Annotated in this window: 14 protein-coding genes and 1 tRNA gene; 6 read left to right on the top strand and 9 right to left on the bottom strand. The window is 46.4% G+C overall.

Annotation, left to right across the window (positions count from 1 at the left end; all coding sequences use genetic code 11):
• Positions 1-51: 51 nt before the first annotated feature.
• A complete protein-coding gene (locus R7P36_RS17070) occupies positions 52-1443 on the bottom strand; it encodes a glycoside hydrolase family 1 protein (protein ID WP_213899765.1) in 1392 nt (463 codons plus the stop codon).
• A 147-nt stretch (positions 1444-1590) separates the two neighbouring features.
• Positions 1591-3651 carry a sensor histidine kinase gene (locus R7P36_RS17065; RefSeq protein WP_213899764.1) on the bottom strand — a complete coding sequence of 687 codons (2061 nt, stop codon included), beginning with the start codon at positions 3649-3651 and terminating at the stop codon, positions 1591-1593.
• 171 nt (positions 3652-3822) lie between these two features.
• On the opposite strand from R7P36_RS17065, the gene R7P36_RS17060 reads away from it, so the two are divergent.
• Positions 3823-5172, top strand: coding sequence for a sigma-54-dependent transcriptional regulator (locus R7P36_RS17060; RefSeq protein ID WP_213899763.1), 1350 nt, complete (start codon positions 3823-3825; stop codon positions 5170-5172).
• Between the two features lie 43 nt (positions 5173-5215).
• Here R7P36_RS17060 and R7P36_RS17055 read toward each other — a convergent pair whose 3' ends face one another.
• Both R7P36_RS17055 and brnQ read right to left on the bottom strand, forming a co-directional pair.
• Positions 5216-6424: a GGDEF domain-containing protein gene (locus R7P36_RS17055; protein WP_154204156.1), complete on the bottom strand. Its 1209-nt coding sequence runs from the start codon at positions 6422-6424 to the stop codon at positions 5216-5218.
• Positions 6425-6527: 103 nt separating this feature from the next.
• Complete coding sequence (brnQ, locus tag R7P36_RS17050) at positions 6528-7838, bottom strand: branched-chain amino acid transport system II carrier protein (RefSeq protein WP_213899762.1); 1311 nt, start codon at positions 7836-7838, stop codon at positions 6528-6530.
• An 836-nt stretch (positions 7839-8674) separates the two neighbouring features.
• On the opposite strand from brnQ, the gene R7P36_RS17045 reads away from it, so the two are divergent.
• From R7P36_RS17045 to lhgO, 3 genes are all read left to right on the top strand, one after another.
• Positions 8675-9685, top strand: a complete 1011-nt coding sequence (locus R7P36_RS17045; protein ID WP_005374185.1) for a TAXI family TRAP transporter solute-binding subunit — start codon at positions 8675-8677, stop codon at positions 9683-9685.
• 88 nt (positions 9686-9773) lie between these two features.
• Positions 9774-11897, top strand: coding sequence for a TRAP transporter permease (locus tag R7P36_RS17040; protein ID WP_213899761.1), 2124 nt, complete (start codon positions 9774-9776; stop codon positions 11895-11897).
• An 8-nt stretch (positions 11898-11905) separates the two neighbouring features.
• A complete protein-coding gene (gene lhgO, locus R7P36_RS17035; protein ID WP_104976314.1) occupies positions 11906-13132 on the top strand; it encodes an L-2-hydroxyglutarate oxidase in 1227 nt (408 codons plus the stop codon).
• Between the two features lie 47 nt (positions 13133-13179).
• Here the strand turns inward: lhgO and R7P36_RS17030 are convergent, their stop codons facing one another.
• The 3 genes from R7P36_RS17030 to R7P36_RS17020 all read right to left on the bottom strand — a co-directional run bounded on the left by R7P36_RS17030 (position 13180) and on the right by R7P36_RS17020 (position 16156).
• On the bottom strand, positions 13180-13584 hold the full coding sequence (locus R7P36_RS17030) for a hypothetical protein (RefSeq protein ID WP_054574501.1): 405 nt from the start codon (positions 13582-13584) through the stop codon (positions 13180-13182).
• 174 nt (positions 13585-13758) lie between these two features.
• Positions 13759-14757: a cytochrome d ubiquinol oxidase subunit II gene (gene cydB / locus R7P36_RS17025; protein ID WP_085569246.1), complete on the bottom strand. Its 999-nt coding sequence runs from the start codon at positions 14755-14757 to the stop codon at positions 13759-13761.
• Positions 14758-14767: 10 nt separating this feature from the next.
• The gene (locus R7P36_RS17020) at positions 14768-16156 is read right to left on the bottom strand and encodes a cytochrome ubiquinol oxidase subunit I (RefSeq protein WP_017635517.1); all 1389 of its coding nucleotides are present in this window, start codon (positions 16154-16156) and stop codon (positions 14768-14770) included.
• Positions 16157-16315: 159 nt separating this feature from the next.
• On the opposite strand from R7P36_RS17020, the gene R7P36_RS17015 reads away from it, so the two are divergent.
• Together R7P36_RS17015 and R7P36_RS17010 are read left to right on the top strand one after the other, a co-directional pair.
• The gene (locus tag R7P36_RS17015; RefSeq protein WP_047102825.1) at positions 16316-17560 is read left to right on the top strand and encodes an NADH:ubiquinone reductase (Na(+)-transporting) subunit B; all 1245 of its coding nucleotides are present in this window, start codon (positions 16316-16318) and stop codon (positions 17558-17560) included.
• A gap of 298 nt (positions 17561-17858) precedes the next feature.
• Positions 17859-19259, top strand: a complete 1401-nt coding sequence (locus R7P36_RS17010) for a tryptophanase (RefSeq protein WP_005384172.1) — start codon at positions 17859-17861, stop codon at positions 19257-19259.
• A 78-nt stretch (positions 19260-19337) separates the two neighbouring features.
• Here the strand turns inward: R7P36_RS17010 and R7P36_RS17005 are convergent, their stop codons facing one another.
• The gene (locus R7P36_RS17005; protein ID WP_005384170.1) at positions 19338-19949 is read right to left on the bottom strand and encodes a DUF2913 family protein; all 612 of its coding nucleotides are present in this window, start codon (positions 19947-19949) and stop codon (positions 19338-19340) included.
• Positions 19950-19981: 32 nt separating this feature from the next.
• Positions 19982-20065 (bottom strand) — tRNA-Leu (locus tag R7P36_RS17000).
• Positions 20066-20152 lie beyond the last annotated feature (87 nt).

Raw genomic sequence — 20152 nt, 5'->3', positions numbered from 1 at the left:
CTTGATGGTTTAGGCGAATGCCTAGTTGCACTTTATACCTAGACAACAGGCTTAGCTTTTCAATGAACCGCCTGAAGTACGAATCACGTCTTGATACCAGAAAAAGCTTTTCTTACGTTTACGTTCTAGCGTTCCTTGCCCATCATCATGACGATCGACATAGATAAAGCCGTAACGTTTGCTCATCTCAGCGGTTGAATTCGCGACCAAATCGATTGGCCCCCAGCTGGTAAAGCCCATCAACTCAACGCCATCCAGAATCGCTTCGTGTGCTTGCACAAGGTGGTCGTTCAAGTAAGCGATGCGGTAATCATCTTGAATCTCACCGTTTTCATCGATTTCATCACGTGCACCTAAGCCGTTTTCTACGACAAACAGTGGTTTTTGGTAGCGATCGTGAAGGAAGTTCAGCAGAATGCGCAGGCCTTTTGGATCGATCAACCAGCCCCATTGGCTCTTCTCAAGATATGGGTTTGGTACGCTATCGACAATGTTACCCACTTCTTTCTGTTTCGGATCCGCACTTGCACAGCCACTTGCGTAGTAGCTGAATGAGATGAAATCGACACTTGCCGATGCAATTTCTTCTAAGTCGCCTGCTTCCATCTGAATTTCGATACCGTTTTCACGGAAGTAACGCTTCATGTAGCCTGGGTACTGACCACGCGTTTGTACATCACCGAAGAACAACCACTTGTTGTTTTCATGCATTGCAGCAAGCACGTCATCAGGGTTACAGGTGTATGGGTAGTTGATTGCGCCAAGCAGCATGTTACCAATTTTGCCGTTTGATACGATTTGCTGACACAGTTTTACCGCTTTTGCGTTTGCGACTAGCTGGTGGTGAATCGCTTGGTAAATCTCTTGTTCATTGGCGTCTTCTTGCAAACCAACACCAGTAAATGGTGCGTGTAGAGACATGTTGATTTCGTTGAAGGTTAACCACAGCTTCACTTTGACTTTGTAGCGTTCCAGCACGGTGCGAGCATAACGTTCGAAGAATTCGATGACGCGACGATCGCCCCAACCGCCATAGTTTTCAACCAGTGCGTAAGGCATTTCGTAGTGAGATAAGGTCACGAAAGGTTGGATGTTGTGCTCGGCAAGTTCGTCAAAAATTTTATCGTAGAACGCCAAACCTTCTTCGTTAGGTTCTAGTTCGTCCCCGTTCGGGAAGATGCGGCTCCATGCCAAAGAGAGACGCAGACAGTTAAAGCCCATCTCTTTGAACAGCGCGATGTCTTCTGGGTAGCGATTGTAGAAGTCGATCGCCACGTCTTTGATACCCGGTGTACGCTCTTCACGGGTTTGATGCGGACTCAAAATACCGTTTGGCAGCATGTCTGATGTCGATAACCCTTTACCCCCAAGGTTGTACGCCCCTTCTACTTGGTTTGCAGCAATGGCACCGCCCCAAAGAAAATGTTCAGGAAACTTAATCATGTTTCTCACTCTTTATCGTTCGGAAGTTATTCGTCTTATTTGCTTGAGAATAGTGTAGGTCAAGGAGGGATTCTTGTATCGAGATCGTGTTTTTCTCAAACAGCGGGGATGCCTAGTTCTAATGATGATTTTGTAATCAATATCACCTTAGGCTGATTTGAACAATAAAGTGAAAGTCAGCCCATTTTGTTCATTCTTATGCACAGTAATTTGTCCGTTCATATCACGCATATTGTTGGCCGTAATCGCTAAACCCAGCCCCAATCCTTCACCAATTTTCTTTGAGGTTTGGAAGGGTTCGAACATGGATTCAAGCATCTCATCCGACACGCCGCAGCCATTATCACTGACGATCAGTTCGACCTGATTGCTGGTTGGGTTGACGATCAAGCTGAGCTGCGGGTTGGTGGTATTGTTCATTGCGTCTAGCGCATTCGAGACAAGATTACCGAGCACCTGAAGCAGTCGTTGTTCTTCACCCATGATATTAGGTAAATCATGAGGAACGCGCACACGCACATCCACCTTGTCTAATTGGGATTGATAAACGCGTAAGGTATCTTCGAGTGCGGAGGTAAGAGAAATTGCTTGTAGGCTTTCTGGTTTGTTATAGGCGAACGTCTTTAACTGGCTAGTCATGCTTGCCATGCGATCAATCAGCTTCTGGACCAATACATTGTTGGCTTTCATCATCTCGGTTTCGCCACGTTCTGCTAGCAGTTCGTTTGTTGTGAGCAGGGTACGCAAGCCCGTCAGTGGCTGATTGAGCTCATGAGTAATCGCGCTCGACATGCGACCCAAGGCGGCCATTTTGCTCGATTCAATCAACTGGCTTTGCGCTTCTTTTAGCGCTTGAGTACGCTCTTCTACTCGTTGTGCCAGTTCTTGGTTGACTTGTTGCAGCGATTGCTCGGCTTTTTTCCGCTTACTGATGTCGATGATTGTTGCAAGGAAATACTGCTCGCCATGCCAAGGGAAACTAGTCAGTGAGAACAAGACAGGGAAGACGCTTCCGTCACTGCGTCTGGCAATGGTTTCGACCGTGCTGATCTCTGCGAGCTCTTTATGTTTAGGTAAATCCTTAAGCAACTTGAGTGTGGTGGAGTTGGGATTGCCTGCGTCGAATAACTCCCAAGCAAAAGCATGTCGATTGACGCTTTCTGGTAAACAGAACAAACGCTTCGCCATTGGGTTGAGATCGAACAGTTGCCCTTGTTCATCAATCAATAGCAAACCAACGTGGGTTTTATTGATCATCTGTTTCAAGCGGCGTTGAGACTCTTCCAACAGGGCTTGAATTCGTTGTTGATTGATGTGCTTTTGTCGACGTTGTAGACCAATGATGACGAGTAATACAACCAACAAGAGCAGCGCCGCTACGCTCCAACCAATCACGTTGATGGTTTGTTGAATCGGCTTAGAAGGGGTGAGGTAGCTGACGTACCAATTCAAATCATCCAATTTAACGGTGTGCGCAAAATAGCGTTGCTGATTGAGCGTCCACACACTGATATTGGTGTTGTCGTATAAGCGCTGCGTTTCTAACTGAACGGTGTTGCTCGGTTCGTTAAACCAGTCTGCGTTATAAAGCGAGCTGCTTGATAGGAAAAAGCGTTGCTGGCGATTTTGCAACGTAATGATGTCTTGGCTAGTAATGGTCTGTTCGGTCAACAAGCTGAGGTTGATCTGCACCACCACAATGCCTGCGATATCCAGACCGTCGTAGATAGGAGCTGCAAGGTAATACAACGGGCTCGAACCTTTGGTTTTGTTCACCAAGGAAACACCGCCGCCTTGATTATGAATTTGTTCCACAATGGCTTTTCGGTCAGACAAGCTAAAGCGCTCTTCGATTAAACTCGAGACCAATACTTCGCCAGAGTTAGACAGGATTAGCCAACCTTCCGTATTGGCGGCTTTATCTAGTTGAGTCAGTTGGGTTTGCAACGGTTCGTAATAAGTCAGATTCCCTTTCACAAAAGCGATGGTTTCTGGGTTATTGGTGACGAGGTAAGGTAAGTGGTAGAAACGTTTGAGTGCACGGCGAACTTCACCGATATAGTCGAGCAGTTTTTGTTGAGCTTCGGTTTGAGTTTGTACGCTCAACCATTGACGAGCAACCTCTCTGCTGGCGCTATAACAAGACAACATCAGCACTGCTGCAATTACGACCACAAGCCACGTTTTGCCATTCCTTTTGCGCTGCATACTGACTCCGTTCAGCTAGTGCGTTCTCACCGAGAGTCATTAAAGAGTGCGCCTAACTGGTTGGATGTTAAAGACTTGTAAGCAAGAAGTGAGATCTAGCTCCTTTTCTCCTCAGTGGTTTTTGCTACCGTTAGCAAAGAGCGATTTCTATTCCACCTACGGTAGTAACTCATGGCTTTTGACGACACCCCTAAAATTGCACTTATCGAAGACGATGACATTGTTCGTCAGGCTACCAGTCAGTGGCTGCAACTGGCGGGGTTCGACGTGAGCGCATTCAGTTTAGGAGAAGAGGGGAAAGCGGCCATTCTTAGCCAAGAATTTGATGCGATTGTCAGTGATGTTCGCCTGCCGGACACCGATGGTTTGTCGATACTAGAAAGCCTGATTGCCAATCACATCCCAACGCCAGTTATCTTGATCACCGGACATGGTGACGTCGATATGGCAGTAGGGGCGTTACAAAACGGTGCGTTCGATTTTATTGAGAAACCTTTCCAACCTGAGCGTTTATCCCAACGAGTAACCGAAGCGGTCGAGAGCTATCGCGCACAAACGTCTACTCAAGATCGCCAAGAGTACCTATCTAGCGTTAGCGGCTTAGAAGAGGTGTTGATTGGGCGAAGCCGAGTGATGCAACAGCTTAGAGAACAAGTAGCCAAGTTAGCACGCATTGATACTAACGTGATCATTTACGGCGAAACAGGTTGTGGTAAAGAGCTGGTGGCGACCAGTTTGCATAATGAAAGCCAACGCAGATCCTATCATTTTGTGCCAATCAACTGTGGCGCTATTCCTGAGAACCTGTTTGAAAGTGAGCTGTTTGGGCATGAAGCAGGGGCATTTACCGGAGCGGGTAAAAAGCGCATTGGTAAGTTGGAATACGCGGATAAAGGCACTTTATTCTTTGATGAAATCGAGAGTATGCCGCTGTCCATGCAGGTGAAAGTGTTGCGTTCATTACAGGAACATACGGTAGAGCGCGTTGGGGGCAACCAACAGATCTCAGTTGATTTGAGAGTGATCGCCGCCGCGAAAGAAGATCTCAATGATCATGACGAGTTTCGTCAGGATTTGTACTATCGTCTTAATGTGGCGCAGATCTATTTGCCACCGCTACGTGAGCGAGAAGATGATGCGTTGATCTTGTTCGAACACTTTGCTCTGAAAAGTAACCCTGAGAGCCGCCCACTGAGTGAAGCCGATAGAAAGGCCATTCTTGCTTACTCTTGGCCTGGTAACGTACGTGAGCTTAGGAATGTAGCGATGCGTTTTGCATTGGATGAAACCGTCTCCGTAATGGAAATTCTCTCCAGTCGACCATCCTCAACAACCGAAGAGACGCATGCGGGCGTGCCGTTGGCGATTCAGCTACATAACTTTGAACGTAAGGTGCTACATGATTCTTTAGTCAGGCATCATGGACGCATCAATGAGGTGATGCAGGAGTTGGATTTACCACGTCGAACCCTTAACCAAAAGATGCAGAAGTTTGGTTTGAATCGCTCCGACTATACTTAGTACGATTTCTAGCTAATGTAAAATCATTGGCATAACAAACATGTTATGCGCTTTTGGCAGGAGCTGGGACAAACTTATAATTTAGGTCTTTACCTTCTCCAAACAAGGTAACGAGGTTCCTTCCAGTATGTTTAGAGCTATATAGCGCTTCGTCTGCTTCAGCAAGCGCCTCTTGAAGTGATTGCCCCTCAGATAACTGACTGATACCAAAGCTCATGGTTACTTCAGTTTTAAATGATTGCAAAGCGGTTTCAGTTTCGACCGCAAGGCGAATTTGCTCTGCGAAAATTTTGGCTTGCTGTGCTTTTTCGAGCAAAACAATCATGAACTCGTCACCACCAAATCGCACAATGCAGGCTGACTCAGGAAGATGCTTTTTAAAAATAGTGGAGATCGTTGCCATGACGGAGTCGCCAACCGTGTGACCATAGTGATCATTAATCGCTTTGAACTTGTCGACATCAGTCATAATAATGCTGATTGCTTGGCTTTTTTTATGTGCTTTACTAACCAAGTTTGGAACGATTTCTTCCATGGCTCGACGATTATATAGCCCTGTGAGTGCATCTAAATGAGAGAGATCATTTATGGATTGCACCAAGCGTCCGTTAATTAACCACAGCATACTAAAGCTCAAAGCAACGATCAGGCAGATGCTAAATAAGAAAGTCAGCTGATGGATAAGGCCTGCGACCATAAAACTTGGTAACTCACCTGAAAAAGTACTCCAAAGCGCCCTAAATCCCATAAAAAAACTAAATCCAAAGAAAGAGTAAGCCATTGCTTTAACAGGGAGCTTTAAGTCCTTTTGGGTACCTTTAAGCATGGCGACACCACTAAAGAAGGTGACGATACAAATATACATGCTCAGATAAATAATGCGGCTTTTGATAGAAGGGTCATGGAAGGTGAAATAGTAAAATGAACCACTGAAAACAGGTGTTAACAAGGTAAGACAGTGAGCCAATTTTAAAGGATATTGACGAAAAATGCTTACGCTATATAGCGTAAGCAAGAAGCCGACTAATATGAGAGTGTTGGCTATGACGATGGTCAGCCAGTCTGGCGCAGAGCCTCTAAAGCCAAGTAAAAAAGGGCCTAAACCAATAAACAGTAGTGATATCGAGAAGGTTTTTAAGCCTTTGACTCTACCCTGAGTGTATTGATAACAAAGCAGACTAATAGAGTAAATGCAAGAGAACAGAATAACGATAAAGTTCAGTGTTCTGATGTCTAGATACTGATTATCCATAGGCGACCCATATCAATCTTTCATTCAGGCAACTCCTTTGCCTGATATCAATAAGCGAGCTACATAGTAACGCACTTATTGAGCGATGTCTTATGTTAAACGGCTATTCATTCACCAGCTCGAATTGTTCGGTTTGGTTGGTTTTCGTCGTAAACAGCAGACCAACAATCATCATAAATACGCTAGGCACAATCCAGCTAGCAAAGTCATTGTACAGAGGCATGTAATTACCCATCCACTCATCAGTGGAACTTGGCATGTAACCTAGGATGTGCAGCGCATCAACACAACCAAACGTTAGAGCAGTGAATGCGGTTGCTACCACCATGATTTGCGACATCTTGTTGCGCACTGGTGCCATGATCATCAATGCAATCGCGACTGGATGAAGCGCCACAACCGCTGGCAATGTGATAGCCAATAGTTGCTCCAAACCTACGTTGGCGATCAAACCAGCCAATACCATGGTCGTGATCACACAGCCTTTGTAGTTCACTTTGCTGAAAGTGTTGTCGTAAAACTCACTGCCTGCTGTGGTTACGCCGATAGCAGTAGTCAGACACGCCAATACCATCACGGCACCTAGTAATAGTGAACCAAATGCGCCGAAGTGGCTGAAGGTGAATGCCGTTAAGATGTCGCCGCCATTACTGAACTCAGAACCCAAGTATGAGCTTGTCGAACCAATGTAAGCCAATGAGATGTAGACAAATGCCATGGCAACCGCGTACATCAAAGCTGCGATCAGCGTGTATTTTGCGGTGGCTTTCGGACAATCCACACCCATGCTGCGAATCGCGCGGAAGATAATCCAACCAAAACCGATAGAGCCTAGCGCATCCATGGTCATGTAGCCTTGGGTCAAGCCTTCAGCAAATGCGCCAGATACGTATGGTCCCGTTGCGGCAGTTAGCTCGCCTGCAGGAGAAACCAAAGCCGTCACAGACATGATGATCAAGATACCCATCAAGGCAGGCGTTAAGATCTTGCCTAGGTTGTCGACCAACTTACCCGGATATAGGGCAAATAGAATTGTGATAGCACAGAAGGCAATAGTGAAAGGCACCAAAGCGGCATCACCAAACATTGGCGCAAAGCTAAATTGGTAAGCCACGGTAATCGCACGTGGTATTACGAAAGCAGGGCCAATCACGATAAATACCATTACCCAAAAACTGGTCGCCAAAGGTTTAGGTAGGGCAGCGGTTAATTTGTCTGAACCGTTTACGATAGCCACCATCACCAGTGCCATCGCAGGCAGACCTACGCCCGTTAAGAGGAAGCCAGACATCCCGCTCAGAAAATTTTCACCTGCTTGGTAACCCAAAAATGGAGGGAAGATTAGGTTACCCGCGCCTAAGTACATGGCGAAAGTCATGAAGCCCAAAGCGGCGATATTGCGTGCGCTTAACATTGTTATTCCTCTTATGTTTCGCTTGGAAGAAACTGAAAGGAATGGGAGGAGTATGTGGTGTTCCCGTCAGCTTCTTCTCAAGCTGACAGAAAGTTTAGATATAGCCTGTCAGCTCTGAATCAGTTTCAGAGAGAGCAGGAGGATCGCAGCAGCAACGCCAGATGGGCGTTTTAAAGCGAATTGTAATTGCGCAGTTGCTGACATGGGTGATCCTTAATGACGAAAAAATACCAAGGAATACGTTTGCCTTGGCGTGTTGTTACCCTAACGAACATAGGGCTATTGGCACAACCCCGAAGTAGAAAATAAGTTGATACGGTCAATGTTTGTTTCTGAACTGGTGGATCGAACTGCTTTTTAAATTCAAAATTAGAATAAATGACTTTTCATTTCTGTAACATGGCTTGTTTTTCTGTATTTTTGTGCTATTTGTAGTCGTTTAGGCTATGAACCTCCGCTGATAAAGTGAGCAGTTTAGAATGATGCGCTTTTTCTTCTTATTGTTAAGATGCTCATTAGTTGCAGTTCAATCCAAAATTGCATCGGCAAAATATTGCTTATTAGTGAATCGTGCATTTATTTTGTCTTGATCACATTTTATTAACCTTTTGCGATCTAGGCGTGCAACCTTCTTCTCTTCAATGAGCAAGATCTTGCTCATTACTTTGCTATCAAATCAGCATGATTTTGCTCATTTTTAATGTATTTCAGCAGTTAGTTCAATAAATACAAAGGGTTAAAAGTTGGCATTTCAATTGCTCTAGGGAATGTGTTGTTAATAAAGATTTAACATGATGTAAATCCCCAATCGTGAAACGACTACACGGAGAGTAATAATGAAAATGAACAAGCTGGTAAAAGCTTTGGCTGTCGCTGTGACTTCTTTTGGTATTGCTGCTAACGCTGCGGCAGAAGATCGTAGCTACATTCTTGCAACGGCATCGACAGGTGGTACCTACTACCCTGTGGGCGTAGCGCTGGCGACGTTAAGCAAAGTGAAATTGGCACCAAAGCACCACTTCTCCCTTTCTGCAATCAGCTCTGCGGGCTCTGGTGAAAACGTCAAACTGCTTAACGAAAACGAAGCACAGTTCGCGATTCTACAAGGCCTTTATGGTGCTTGGGCTTGGTCTGGTGAAGGTCCTTATGAGAAGAGCGGTCGCCAAGAGCAGCTGCGTTCAGTCTCTATGTTGTGGCAAAACGTTGAGCACTTTATTGTTCGTTCTGACCTAGCAAAAACGGGCACAGTGACTGACCTGAACAACCTAGATGGCAAGAAGTTCTCCATCGGTAAGAAGAACTCAGGTACTGAGAACTCTGGTCGCCAAATCATGAAAGGTCTGAAGGTAGACCCTGATAAATTCAATCTTGCGTACATGGGCTATGGCGGCAGTGCGAGCGCACTTCAAAACGGCACCATTGACGGCATGAACACGCCTGCGGGTGTGCCTGTTGGTGCGGTCACTCAAGCTTTTGCTGCGCTGGGTAAAGACATTTCGATTCTTTCGTTTACTGACGAGCAAATCAAAGAGGCGAACGGCAACTACAACCTATGGACGAAGTACGAAATTCCTGCGAACACGTATCCAGGTCTAGATAAGCCGATCACTACCATTGCACAGCCAAACTTCTTGGCAGTTCGTGAAGATATCTCGGAAGAAGACGTTTACCAGCTAACCAAAGCCATCTACGAGAACCTGCCTTTCCTACAAGGCATCCACAAAGCAACAAAAGCAATGGCGATTGAGAAAGCGATTGCTGGCTTGCCAGTGCCTCTTCACCCAGGTGCGGCGCGTTACTACAAAGAAATGGGCATCGAAATCCCATCAGACTTAATGGCGAAATAACGCCAACTTCGCCCCGAGTTTTGGCTCGGGGCATTTTATCCCTACCGATTTCTAAGATGGAAAAAGCCGCCAGAGCTTGGAGTATGAGATGAGCGACTCAATAGAAAAGGAATTGCAGAAGTTTGAGCTGCCCACGCGCACTGATTTTCCGTGGGTAACCACCACAATTACAGTGTTTGGCGTGGTGTTGTCTGCTTTGCACATTTGGTTTAATACCTTATCGACGTTACCAGAGTTATGGATTTCCGCGACCCACTTTGCTGGCTTTGCGGTGATTTGTGCGCTTTGGTATCCGGCTCATATCTCTCTCAAGCAGAGTAAGCTTGCACTCGGCATCGATGTGTTAATTGCTATGGGCGCGGTCGCGTGTTTGCTCTACATTCCCTATGCCGAAGATGCGCTGTACGAACGTGGCGTGAAGTTCGTGACCAGCGATTGGGTCTTCGCCATCATGGCAATCCTGATTGTGATTGAGCTGATCCGACGCACCATGGGCTGGTTTATTCCTGTGCTGATTGTGGTGTGTCTGAGTTACGTTGTGCTTTGGGGTGAGTGGGCGACAGGTATTTTCCATTTCCCGGGTTTGAGCATGGAAACCTTGCTCTACCGTAGCTTCTATTCTTCTGAGGGCATGTTTGGTTCTATCTCGCGCATCAGTTGGACTTTCGTATTCATGTTCATTCTGTTTGGTGCGTTTCTTGTGCGCTCTGGTGTCGGTGATTACATCATCAATGTGGCACGTGCTGCGGCTGGTAAAATCATCGGTGGTCCCGGTTTTATCGCAGTGATTGGCTCGGGATTGATGGGCTCAGTATCTGGATCTAGTGTGGCAAATACGGTTTCAACTGGTGTTATCAGTATTCCTTTAATGCAAAAAGCAGGTTTCCCTTCGCGCTTTGCAGCGGGCGTTGAAGCTGCGGCGTCGACAGGTGGTCAGTTGATGCCACCAGTGATGGGCGCGGGTGCTTTCATCATGGCGTCTTACACGCAAATTCCTTATGTTGATATTATTGCCGTTTCTTTCATTCCTGCTCTTATCTATTTCTTGTCTGTGGCGTTCTTTGTGCGTATCGAAGCCAAACGCAGCGGCGTGCAAAAAATCACGACCAGTGATGAGTCTCTACTGAAAGTGTTGATCAGCGGTTGGCACAATCTTATCCCGCTGGCGGTGTTGGTTACTTTGTTGGTTCAAGGCTTTACGCCAACTTACGCTGCGGGCTTGTCGATCATTTCTGTGGTGGTGGCTTCTTGGTTCTCGAAAGATCATAAGATGGGACCAAAAGCGATCATCGAAGCGCTATCACAAGGTGCGAAAAATATGGCGACAACTGCGGTATTGCTGGTGGGTATTGGTTTGGTGATCAACGTGATCAGCACCACGGGCATCGGCAACACGTTCTCACTGATGATCGACGGTTGGGCGAATGGCGACCTGTTCATCATGATCATTCTGATTGCGCTCGCTTCTCTTGTTTTAGGTATGGGTTTACCCGTGACAGCGGCGTATATTGTATTGGGTACACTGTCTGCCCCTGCGCTTTACAAATTGATTGCGGAAAACCAATTGCTTGAATTGATGGTGTCGGGTCAATTGCCTGAACAAGCAAAAGCGATCTTCATGTTGGCGGCGCCAGAAAAGTTGGAACTGCTTAATGCACCAATGGCGTTGGAAACCGCGAAAGAAATGGTGGCGCTAGTACCTGCGGACTTTATGGAAACCCTACTAGAGCAAAGTTTGGGTATGGAAGCGGTAGGCTTGGCATTGCTGGCTGCTCACCTCATCATCTTCTGGTTATCGCAAGACAGTAACGTTACGCCTCCAGTGTGTTTGACCGCATTTGCTGCGGCAACCATCGCTAAAACACCGCCAATGCGTACCGGTTTGATGGCATGGAAAATCGCTAAAGGTTTGTATCTTGTACCGCTGCTGATTGCTTACACAGGCTTAGTAAGTTGGGATGTAACGTCGGTAATTACCGTGGGCTTCTTCGCCATCATCGGAACCTATGCATTGATTGGTGCGATTGAAGGCTACTTGGAAGGTCCTCTAAACATTCTGACTCGTCTCTTGTTGGTAGTGGTGGGTACATTGCTGGTTTGGCACGATATCCCAATGTTGGTTCGTGTGGCAAGCTGCGCGGTATTTGTCGCGGTGTTCATTTACAGTGGTCGCAAGTTCAAATTGCAACAATCTCAACTATCGGTTTTATAAGAGGTCGTATGAAATCAGTCTATGACTACATCATTGTTGGTGGCGGTATCGTTGGTGTGTCGACAGCATGGCAACTACAGCAACGTCATCCAGACAAATCCATTTTATTGGTTGAGAAAGAGTCCGGTTTTGCCCAGCACCAAACCGGACACAATAGCGGCGTGATTCATGCCGGGGTGTACTACGCACCGGGCAGCTTAAAAGCGGATTTTTGTAAGCGTGGGGTAGAGCGAACCATTTCGTTCTGCGCCGAGCACGATATTCCGGTGGAGAACTGTGGCAAGTTACTGGTTGCGACCAATGAGCAAGAAGTCGAACGCATGAATGCCCTCTATGAGCGCTGCCATGTCAACGGCATCGACGTAAAGCTACTCGATGAAGTTCAACTTAAACTGGCTGAACCAAACATCACGGGATTGGGCGCGATTTATGTCAAAACCACCAGTATTGTGGACTATCGTTTGGTCACTGAGCAGATGGCGGAAGAGTTCAAAAAGCTCGGCGGTCAAATCAGCTTGAGAACCAAAGTGGTGGCTGCCGAAGAGAAGGACGAAGAAGTTCAACTGACCTGTATTTCAGACGGTCAAACCATGCAGCTCAATGCTAAGTTCTTGGTTACCTGCAGCGGCTTGATGGCGGATCGCATGACGAAGATGATGTCTATTCCGACCGATTTCCAAATCATCCCTTATCGTGGTGAATACTACCGCTTAGATAGTAAACACGACCAAGTGGTGAATCATCTTATTTATCCAATTCCCGACCCTGATTTGCCATTCTTGGGCGTCCACCTGACTCGCATGATTGATGGCAGTGTGACCGTAGGTCCAAATGCGGTGCAAGGCTGGAAGCGAGAAGGGTACGACAAGGTTAACTTCAGCTTGCAAGATACCATGCAAATGCTGAGCTTCTCCGGTTTCTGGAAGGTGACACAAAAGCATCTAAAAACCGGATTGGATGAGTTTAAGAACTCGTGGTGGAAGCCGGGCTATCTTAAGTTGGTCAACAAATATTGCCCTAGTATCAAGGTAGACGATCTCAAACCATATCCTGCGGGTATTCGTGCGCAAGCGGTGTTATCCGATGGCTCTTTGGTTCATGACTTTTTGTTTGCCGAGAGCGCAAGAAGCCTACACGTTTGCAACGCGCCCTCTCCCGCAGCGACATCTGCAATGCCTATTGGAGAGTACATTTGCGATAAAGTGAATGAGAAGATAGAGGCGAAAACGGTATAAAACAAAGGCGACGTAACGGTCGCCTTTATTGTATTTGAATCTGGGATTTAGGAGTTGCCATCTTTAGGGCAGAGTTCGCCTTTCTTTGCGTGTCTTTCTATCATGTAATCGCCTCGGGCACTGTGCAATACAATTGCATTCCAGACTTGACCATCTTGCAACTCGAACTCAAAAGCATAATGGGTGCCGCCGACCATTTTCGTTCTCACCTCATGAATTGCTTTCAATTTATCATCGGCATTCATTTGATAAAGCACCATGTTAAGTGAACGTCTGGCGTCAGGAGTTGCCTCAGCAAGTTGCCAATGGCTCTGTTCGTTTGTTGCGGAGCAAATAGACCGCATTTTACTTTTCATGGCGGATGACATCTGCTTGTCTACGGCCAATGCATTTGGTGAAAACAGTGGAACCGTCAAAGGAATCAAAGTTACCAGAAACCGCTTTAAGGTCATAAAAACACTCCGTTGTTTTACTCTTGCTTGAGTATAGACCTCAATGGCTTCAGATGTGGTGCAGTAGACTCTGGGCCTACAATATCGCAGTTCGTATCAACGAACTGATGATAAACAAGGCGACCACGCTTGCCAGCCAAATGCCAATGAACCACAAAATGGGTTTTAGTTTCATCAGTGATATCCTTCTCCACGTTTCATCTTGCCGCGGAAAACCCAGTACGAATAAGCCGTGTAGGCTATGATCAGAGGAAGTAATACCACCGCACCGGTAAGTAAAAATGCCAAACTCTTATCTGGCGCGGCGACGTCTTGATAAGTGAGTGCGAATGGGACCAAGTAAGGGAATGTACTGACACCGAAACCCATCGCGGACACAAGAAACAGGCCGATCGCAAGAACGTAGGCTCGGACGGCTTTGTGGTCGAGTAAGGCTTTGAATAACTGCCAAATAAGTGCCGCTGCAATAATTGGTAAAATGAAAAACAGTAGCGAGTTTGGTAATGAGAACCAACGTTCAAATACGATATTTTGGCTCAATGGCAGCCACAAACTGGCGATGAATATACAGGTTACCATCGCTAGTCCCCATCGTCGCGCGACCACGTAATAGCGCCCCATCAGCTCTTCTGGAAGCTTGATTAATAACCAGCATGAACCGAGCAGAATATAAGCACAAACAAGCGCCAAGCCACAAAATACGCTAAATGGTGAAAGCCAATCAAACCATCCACCTGCGTATGCTCGTTCACTAACCTCTATACCTTGGAGCAGGGTTCCGAGCATAATGCCTTGCATCAATGCTGCGGTGAGTGAACCAATGAAAAAAGCGCTATCCCATAAAAACTTTCCGCGTTGTGTTCGGAAGCGATACTCAAAAGAAACCCCGCGCAGAATTAATCCGAGCAGCATTAAAATCAGAGGAGCATAGAGTGCTGGCATAATGACCGCGTAGGCGAGGGGGAACACGGCAAAAAGCCCACCACCGCCAAGAACTAGCCAAGTTTCATTCCCATCCCAAACAGGAGCGATGCTGTTCATCATCATGTCGCGCTCTTCATCGTCATTAGCGCTGAGGAATAGGATACCAATACCGAGATCAAAGCCATCTAACACGACATAAATCAGAACGGCGAGCCCAATCAAAGCGTACCAAATTAATGCGTAATCCATGAGTTAGCTCCTAGGTTAGATGGTTAGAATGTGTGATGGCATCAGTTTTCGTGCCATCAGGAAGTCGGCTATCTAGACCTTCTTCATATCGAGTTGGAGACTTGCGCATCAAACGTAGGAGATAGAAGAAGCCAGCTCCAAAAACCACAAAGTAAACCACGATGAACGCCGTCAGGGAGACGCTCACCGCGGCGGCATCAATAGGCGATGCCGAATTGGCTGTGGTTAAAAGACCGTATACGGTGTAAGGCTGTCGACCGACTTCGGTAGTTATCCAGCCTGCTAAAACTGCAATGAACCCCGCTGGGGCAAACAGCACACAAATACGTTGAAGTGCCCTCGAATCAAAAAGTTTGCGACGTTTTCTTAGCCAAAGGCTCCACAAACCAATAACAAGCATGCCAAAACCAAGCGCGACCATTACTCGGAAAGACCAGAAAACGATAGAGACAGGAGGGTGTTCCTCCTCTGGAAAAGCATCTAATCCCTTCACTTCACCGTTGAGGTCATGAGTTAAAATCAAACTACCGAGTTTGGGGATTTCCAGTGCGTATTCCATGCGTTTTTCTTCATCGTTAGGGATACCGAAGAGGATCAATGGCGCGCCTTGGTGAGACTCATAGTGCCCTTCCATCGCGGCAACTTTGGCGGGTTGATGTTCAAGGGTGTTTAATCCATGCATGTCTCCAGCAACGATTTGAATTGGTGTCACGATGGCAGCCATCCACATTGCCATCGAGAACATAATTCTGGCTAGAGGGTTATGGTTTGCTTTTAGTAAGTGATAAGCGGCAACGCCGGCTACAACAAAGGCAGTAGTAAGGTAAGCGGCGAGCAACATATGAACGAGCCGGTAAGGGAAGGAAGGGTTGAAGACAATCGCCCACCAGTCTTCTGGGATAAACTGTCCGGCTTCGTTGATACTATAGCCCGCTGGTGTTTGCATCCAACTATTAACCGAAAGTATCCAAAACGCAGACAAAAACGTCCCGAATGCAACAATACAAGTCGCGGCGAAGTGAAGCTTCTTACCTACCTTATCCATACCGAAAAGCATCACGCCTAAAAACCCAGCTTCGAGGAAAAACGCAGTAAAAACTTCATAACCCATTAGCGGGCCTAGGATTGGGCCTGTTTTGTCGGCAAACACGCTCCAGTTAGTACCGAATTGATAGCTCAACACGATGCCACTCACCACACCCATACCAAAACTGATGGCAAAGATTTTGAGCCAGTACTTATAGATTTGCATGTACTGTTTGTTGCCCGTTTTTAAGTACAAGCCCTCTAATACAGCGAGATAACTTGCCAAACCAATCGTAAACGCTGGAAAAATAATGTGGAAAGAGACAGTAAAGGCAAATTGGAATCTAGCTAGGTCAATGGCGAGTGTGTCCATGAGCGGTCCCTTTTTCGTTGGATAAACTGTTCGCCGGATTTAAAGAGGAGACAGAAGAGTGGCGAACAAGGTGAAATACGAAGAAGGAAGACGAAGAGATTAAAAAACGATCGCTTTTTACACATGTGCGTACCATCTTTTAGATAAAGGAGGAGCGTTATGAGCCTTAAACATTACTTTGAGAAAGCGACACCTAAGTTTGGTCCAGGTGGGAAGTATCACAAGTTCTACCCACTTTTCGAAGCTGTCGAAACCATTTTTTACACGCCTGGTAAGGTAAACCAGGGCATGACTCACGTTCGAGATAGCATCGATTTAAAACGTATTATGATCATGGTGTGGTTGGCGGTCTTCCCTGCCATGTTCTGGGGTATGTACAACATAGGCCAGCAAGCGAGTGATGCCTTGTTGTATGGAATGGATCAAGCCTCAGCTCAGCAAGCGCTTGTTTCTTCATGGCAACTGAGTTGGGTATGGGGCTCGTTAGATGCGGTTTCACAAGCGGGGTGGGGAAGTAAAATGTGGCTTGGTGCTACTTACTTTCTCCCGGTTTATGCGACGGTGTTTATCGTTGGTGGTTTCTGGGAAGTTCTGTTTGCTATTGTGCGAAAGCATGAGGTAAATGAAGGCTTTTTTGTCAGCTCTATACTCTTTGCGCTGATCCTTCCTCCGACAATTCCACTATGGCAAGCGGCTTTAGGTATCACTTTCGGTATTGTTGTGGCGAAGGAGATTTTCGGTGGTACTGGACGAAACTTCCTAAATCCAGCTTTAGCAGGGCGCGCGTTCTTATACTTTGCCTATCCTGCCAACATGTCCGGTGGTGCCGTGTGGGTCGCGGCTGATGGTTACTCTGGCGCTACTCCACTTAGCCAATGGTATGAAGGAGGGCAAAGTGCTTTGATAAATAATATGACGGGAGAGCCAATTTCATGGGGAGATGCTTTTGTTGGTAATTTACCAGGCTCGATGGGTGAAGTCTCCACGTTGTTGATCGCACTAACAGGCTTGGTTCTCATCTTTATGAAGATTGCATCGTGGAGAATTGTTGCGGGCGTGTTGGTCGGTTTAATCGGAGCTTCATTACTATTGAATGCGATCGGTTCAGACTCTAACCCCATGTTCTCCATGCCGTTCTACTGGCACTTCGTGATTGGTGGGGTTGCGTTTGGTACCTTCTTTATGGCGACAGACCCTGTCTCGGCAGCTTTTACCAATAACGGGAAATGGGCATACGGACTATTAATCGGCGTGATGACGATTTTTATCCGAGTGCTGAACCCGGCTTATCCAGAAGGCATCATGTTAGCGATTCTATTTGCTAACTTATTCGCGCCACTTTTCGATTACCTAGTCAAAGAAAGTAATATCAAACGCAGAATGAAAAGGGCGAGACCTTCTTAAAATGAGGGTGACCTCACTGAAAATTGATTGAAAACTGCACTATATTGAAAAGGTCAGAGACATGGGGTTTCTGACTTTTTATTTTTATCAGGAGGACGAAGACGATGAGAATAAAGGATATTCTCGATAGCCGTTTGGTGCTGTCGTTCTGGTATAACCTAGACTACTGCTTGTCTCTTCTTAGTAAAATCTCTTCTCGTTGATTTCCTCAATGCAATCGCATTGAAAAGCATTCTATCTATTTGTTTTTTAGTCTTACGTGAAACTGCGTAGGGCAATGCGTATAAGGAAATTAACAATGAAACGTATTCCAGAACCTTTCCGTATCAAAATGGTTGAGCCAATCAAAATGACGACTTTGGCAGACCGTGAAGTCGCGTTAAAAGAAGCGGGCTATAATCCATTTCTTCTTCGTAGTGATGATGTTTATATCGATTTGCTGACTGACTCAGGCACTGGTGCCATGAGTGATAATCAGTGGGCTGGTATCATGATGGGGGATGAATCCTATGCGGGGAGTCGAAATTACTACAACCTGTGTGATGCAGTGGAGCACTTCTTCGGTTATAAGCTCACCGTGCCTGCACACCAAGGGCGTGGTGCCGAGCAAATTTTGTTCCCAGCTTTGATTGAGCGTATGCGTCAGGTGCGTGGTGGCGAAACGCCAGTATTTATCTCGAACTACCATTTTGATACCACAGCGGGTCACATTGAACTCAATGGCGGTAAAGCGATTAACGTGGTAACGGAAGAAGCATTCGACACCACTACGCCTTATGATTGGAAGGGCAATTTTGATATCGATAAGCTGGTGGCAACAATTGAAGCGCACGGTTCGCATAACATTTGTGCAATTATCACCACGATTACTTGTAATAGCTCCGGTGGTCAGCCTGTGTCGATGGAAAACATGCGCAGTGTGTACGAGATTGCAACCAAGTACGATATTCCAGTGGTGATTGACTCGGCTCGTTACTGTGAGAACGCCTACTTTATCAAGCAGCGTGAAGCGGGTTACGAGAATAAATCGATTCTGGAAATCATCCGTGAGATGTACCAGTACGGTGATATGCTCACCATGTCAGCTAAGAAAGACCCGATGGTAAACATTGGTGGCATGTGTTGTATTCGTGATCATAAGGAGTTGTTCCAGGCGGTGCAGACGCGCTGCGTACCCATGGAAGGATTTGTGACATACGGCGGCATGGCTGGGCGTGATATGGAAGCGCTCGCTCGCGGTTTGTATGAAGCCGCGGATGAGGATTTTCTTCACTATAGAATTAGCCAAGTTCAATACTTAGGTGAGCGCTTACGTGAAGGCGGTATTCCGATTCAATACCCAACGGGTGGTCATGCGGTGTTTGTGGATGCCGCTAAGATTTTGCCACATATTCCAGCGGATCAGTTTCCTGCGCAGGTATTGTGTAATGCTTTGTACTTGGAAGCGGGTATTCGAGCAGTAGAGATAGGATCGTTGCTGCTTGGTCGAGATCCGGAAACGGGTAAACAAAAAGCGTCAGAGCTTGAGTTGATGCGTTTGACCATTCCACGTCGTGTCTACACAAACGATCATATGGATTACATTGCGGATGCGATTATCGAACTGAAAAATCGTGCACATGAGTTAAAAGGGCTCACTTTCGAGTACGAGCCACCAGTGCTGCGCCACTTTACTGCTCGATTTAAAGAGATCGATTAACTCAAGTTTAAATCTAGATAAGCAAAAGGCCGCGAGTTTCACGGCCTTTTTCGATTCGTTTATTTCTTAGCGTTACAGTTACGCTAACTCTAATGTGATGCGAACGAACTGGTCGTCTTGATACTGCACTTCATAATTGAAGGTACCACTGGCGTAAATGCTGCCAAGGAAAAGTGAGCGTTGACTCATTGGTCCGCGGAACAGCATCGAAATAGGAGCGATTAGGGCGTTATTATCATCGAAGTGCTGATTTAAGTTCTCAGAAAGCACACACAGCAAACAGCCGTGTTGGTCGTGAGATAAGTCGACGTCTTCCGGTCGCGATAATAACACGGTAGTCCCCAGTTTCTTCTCAATCTCGTTGATCAGCAGCAAGTAGCTATCTAGATCGGGTTGAGGATTTCTGGGTTTGTCTGCACCGACGCAGCGCTCGAGTAATTCTTCCAGATTTCCGTTCTCACCTTTTGCCTGCTGAGTCAAAGATTTTAACGGCTTTTTAATCAGCTTATAGCGATTACTCTTCAGTTTTGGTTTCAGCCATTTCTGAAGTAAGTCATTACGTTCTTTAAGGGAGAGGCCATGCGAGGACGCGTGAATTTTAAAGTGCAGGTGTAATAAAGCGTGAACCGCAAGCTCACTCAGAAGTTGGTTAGCATCTGTAGACTGTCTTGCCTGCTTAGAACTTTGCATTACACTCGAACAAAATTAGGGAAGAAGGATAATGGTGCCGAGAGAGGGACTCGAACCCTCACACCAAAGGCACTAGCACCTCATGCTAGCGTGTCTACCAATTTCACCATCTCGGCATCATGATGCTCTGAATACTCAGAGGCCTCGAAAGAAGCAACGCGAATTATAACCAAAATCCACCTGTTGGCGAGAGCAAAATGACG

The sequence above is a fragment of the Vibrio sp. 397 genome, from assembly GCF_033339395.1.
Lineage (GTDB): Bacteria > Pseudomonadota > Gammaproteobacteria > Enterobacterales > Vibrionaceae > Vibrio > Vibrio alginolyticus.
This window is presented reverse-complemented; position numbering and strand designations above follow the sequence as displayed.